Source organism: Photobacterium frigidiphilum, assembly GCF_003025615.1.
Classification (GTDB): domain Bacteria; phylum Pseudomonadota; class Gammaproteobacteria; order Enterobacterales; family Vibrionaceae; genus Photobacterium; species Photobacterium frigidiphilum.
The window spans coordinates 1-4,320 of record NZ_PYMJ01000080.1 but is presented as its reverse complement, the minus strand read 5'-3'; the positions used below and the strand labels follow the sequence as shown (position 1 = coordinate 4,320).

The window sequence follows — 4,320 nt, the reverse complement described above, 5'->3', positions numbered from 1 at the left end:
GATCGCTCAATAACATTTTTAACCAAAGTGATCGGCATCGATGTTATTAGGTGATCGCCATGAATGGTATTGGCTGATCGGCATCAGTGTTATTGAGCGATCGGGATGGATGAAAATATGCAACAAACGAAATTCACTGCATTTCAACTGAAAAGATATTAAAAATGCGACCACTTGCCGAAGAGCAAACCATAAATATTATGGCTAAGATGGAGGTTGTAACGTCTAACATAAGTTGCACCACGACCAACTCACCAAGCACACTGAACTCCATACCAAAACTGCGGAGTAAAACGTGTCAACTTGATGTGCTTGTTACAACCGATATAACTCAATAACTTAGAACTAAAATACAGCGTATAACGTCCAACAACAACTCGCGTCTGCTCTTTTGCGATTCACTCAACGCTACCAGATAATCACAAAATCGATTACCACTTAAAGCGACTTAGTAAACGCTGAAGCCAAACACAATACAGATGAGAACTTTTGTTGCGGCACGCGAATATTGAAGGATGCTTTACCTACTTGGCAATGAATTGTGAGCCACAAGATTTAAACTGCAACGGGCGTAATAACTAACACCATCAATGGAAAATTGCGGCTAAAGAATCTACTGATTTTTACCAAGCCTTGAACCGCAATAACCGACAAACGAAAATCACTGCATTTCGACTGACAAGATATTAAAGAAGCGACCACTTGCCGAAGACCAAACCATAAAGATTTGGGCTAAGATGAAGGTTGTAACGCCTGCAATAAGTGGCACTATTTTACGCCACTCTTAAACTAATAACCGTAATCATTAAACCAATTTGAACCCAAACTGCCGAGTAATAGTGTCCATTTCATTGCCTTGTTATGCATGCGTTACAAGTAGCTAGCATGCTTGATGAAAAGTTACTAACTTTAGTTAGTATCACTTATATACATAGGTGAGAAAATGATAGCGCTGTATACTATCACTAGCAAAGCTTGTAAGAGCTTTCAATAAATGCCATCGTTTAACATGTTAGATAATTCGAAAAATTAAGTAAACGCGAGATAAAGAACTTATGATTACAATCATCGCGATAGCAATGTTTTGTTATACCGTTTATACAAGAAACTTTGGTACAAAACCCTATATAGTAAAATTAATGGTTACATTATTTTTACTGATGATAGCAACTGACGAAACTTCAAATTCATACTTACAGATATTACTTGTAGTTTTACAACTAACGTTAATGGTATTTTTTGTTATACCAATGAAAAGTAAGTAACATAATTTATCAATAGGATTATATTTTATAATCCTATGACAGTTCTGAGATTTCAATAAGCTAAACATGCATAACGCCCTGTTAAGGTGTGAGCAACGCAATTCCGATGCTTCCGCATACCACCTTAAACACTAAACGCAACACATAGTAAAAATACCACGCGTTGCGAATCACTCTTAAACAGTTTGTTAGGGTATCACTTTACTGCCGAATGGGCTGTTATTATGCGGCCACTCTTCAACATAAATCCTTTAGACATAGTTACATTGTCCAAATCAACCTTTGAAAAATCGCCCTCACTTTCACAATAACCACTCTCATTAAACTCAATTAAGGTGAATTGTTCTAGAGGTACTCTAGGTTGAAAAAGTCTCTTCAAAAAATGAGGGGGGGAATATGATTTTTCAGCAGCGTTATTATACTTGTTCAACTGTTCTAACAACGTTTCTTCTGATGTATCAATTACGATTACCTTTAGGCTTCTTTGAAGCGGCTCCTCATCTCTCATATACACTGCCATAGAATAATCTGTCGTAATTAGTGTATGTATCGGTATCGTTACCAAGTAGTCATCTTTTGTTTTCGCTTCAACTTTAAAAGACAGCGGAAAGGCTGAGTTGAGCATAAAGGCATCTTCATAGTTGATAATTAGCTTTGGGTTTACATGATCGATTGATAATGTCGAGTTCTGCCTATAGCCAGTATCTGAATATGAGAGCTTAATGTCTTTTGAAGTATTAATGGCTTCATGCCTCAGTGCGTCGCTACCTATAACTCTTAAACTGCGATGAGCACTGATTAGTATTTCCACTTCGTTAACTGTCGCACTTCCAACGTTCTCTATCCTAATGGGTACGGGCATCAAGGTGACTGGTTTTTTTTTGATTGGGCCTGCAAGAATTAAATAGTCTAGGAAGCCCCCCGAGACACTGTCATCCAGACCAAATAGCGATAACTTTAAATCCCCTTTTTTGAACACCCCTTGATGCAAATCCACTTTCTTTTGGTATCGATTTGACTTTCTTGCATAATACATTGCAACAAAGATAGAAACCATTGTCCCAATTAATGAATAAATAGCTATTTTGTCAGAAAAGTCCATATCACTCCTGTTATTAGTCACTTTGTGATAGCGCATGTGTACCCTAACGCCGCATTAAGTAGTGAGCAACACTACCACCTTACTAAACCATTACACCGTAACCACAAAACTCAACTTGAATTGAAAATGCCGAGTGTTGCGAATCTGTCTTAAATGCCTTGTTAGGGTAAAATTATTTTGGGCACTGAAGGCATTGTTATTTCATTGGTCTCTTCTTTCGACTTATCGGAAACATTTATCAATTTTCTTAGATCTCGAATCACCTCATATACAGGATCATTCCAACTTTCGATAAGGTATTTGATCGTATTCCCAAGCCCTATATTTATATACGACCTAGGAGGGGTATTATCTTGCGAGTATCTTCGGTTAAACACCCAGTCGAACACATCTAATATGTCAATAAAGTCCTTAACAACATTATCTTTACTAGAAAAAGTAATTACAGGTTTGGATCCATTTTCTGACTTAACCACTTCTATCTGATTATGGTCATTCTCATCGCTAACACCTATACCAAATTGGCTAAATTCGGGTTTTCTATTCCAATATGAAGATCGGTGAATATCTGAGGAATACTTTCCTTCTACTTCACCTAAAACAGAAATTTCATAATGCTCTATATTATCGGACTGTGGGTCATCAAACTCATAACCTAAAAGCAAACACATGTCGGTATCTCTCGCTCGTTTGTACTCATTAAGACTAAGGTTACGTGTTCCAAGCAAAGGAGCATCTACCTCTTGGATAAAACGATTACCACTCCGAGAGTCACTGCCCGTAACATACCAGCCATACCATTTGAGATCTTGTACCAAATCTATATTATGAATATCCGATAAATATGCTAGCAAATCACCCACCGCATCTTCCGCTTCTACTGTTCTCATGTAGTGCGCAAGCAGGTATTGTAAGCCCCAATTTCTGAAATACCTGCGCATATCCGAAATAAACGATATGGAAGCATGAGCCCTTAAACTCGCCATTGTAATCGGTGCTTTTGAGCTATCAATATTTCTCGAAAAACTAACTTCAGAATTTTTATGTTCATAAAAATATTCCAAAAATGACAATGCATGCATTGCCCAATACTGGTCATTATTAGTAATTATCTTGGGCTCTATGATTTTAATTAATTTTTCTGAATCCATCAATACAACTCATTCTTGTTATCGAAACTCATATGAATTTAACTATGTACTTTACGCCAATATTATAGATACTTTCAACGCGGTACTTTCTTCTTCAATTATATAACAACCAACAACTTAGTAACCATTTGCGTATCATTTTTTGCCCTAACGCCGAACATAAGTTGCACCACGGCTAACTCACCAAGTACACTGAACTCCATACCAAAACTGCGGAGTAAAACGTGTCAACTTGATGTTTTTGTTATAACCGATATAAATCAAAAACTTAAAACCAAAATACAGCGTATAACTTTCAACAACAACTCGCCTGTCTCTTTTACGATTCACTCAACGCTACTCAATAATCACAGAATGGATTATCACTTAAAGCGGCGTAGTAAACGCTGAAGCCAAACACAATACAGATGAAAACCTTTGTTGCGGTACGCGAATATTGAAAAATTATCTGCCTACTTGGCAATGAATTTAGAGCCTCAATATTTGAACCGCAACAGGCGTAATAACTAACACCATCAATGAATAATTGCGGCTAAAGAATCTACTGATTTTCACCAAGCCTCAAACCGCAATAATCGACAAAAGAAGCTCACTGCATTTCGACTGACAAGAGATTAAAAGAGCAACCACTTGCTGAAGATCAAACCATAAAGATTAGGGCTAAGATGAAGGTTGTAACGCCGAACATAAGTTGCACCACGACTAACTCACCAAGCGCAGTGAACTCCATGCCAAAACTGCGGAGTAAAACGTGTCAACTTGATGTTTTTGTTATAACTTTTGTACATCACAGATGTAAAAA

General features: G+C 37.2%; 2 protein-coding genes. Both read right to left on the bottom strand.

The window, feature by feature from the left end; translation table 11 throughout:
- Positions 1 to 1,461: 1,461 nt before the first annotated feature.
- On the bottom strand, positions 1,462 to 2,367 hold the full coding sequence (locus C9J12_RS29515) for a hypothetical protein (protein ID WP_107246963.1): 906 nt from the start codon (positions 2,365 to 2,367) through the stop codon (positions 1,462 to 1,464).
- A gap of 161 nt (positions 2,368 to 2,528) precedes the next feature.
- Positions 2,529 to 3,518, bottom strand: coding sequence for a hypothetical protein (locus C9J12_RS29510; protein WP_107246961.1), 990 nt, complete (start codon positions 3,516 to 3,518; stop codon positions 2,529 to 2,531).
- Between the last annotated feature and the right edge of the window lie 802 nt (positions 3,519 to 4,320).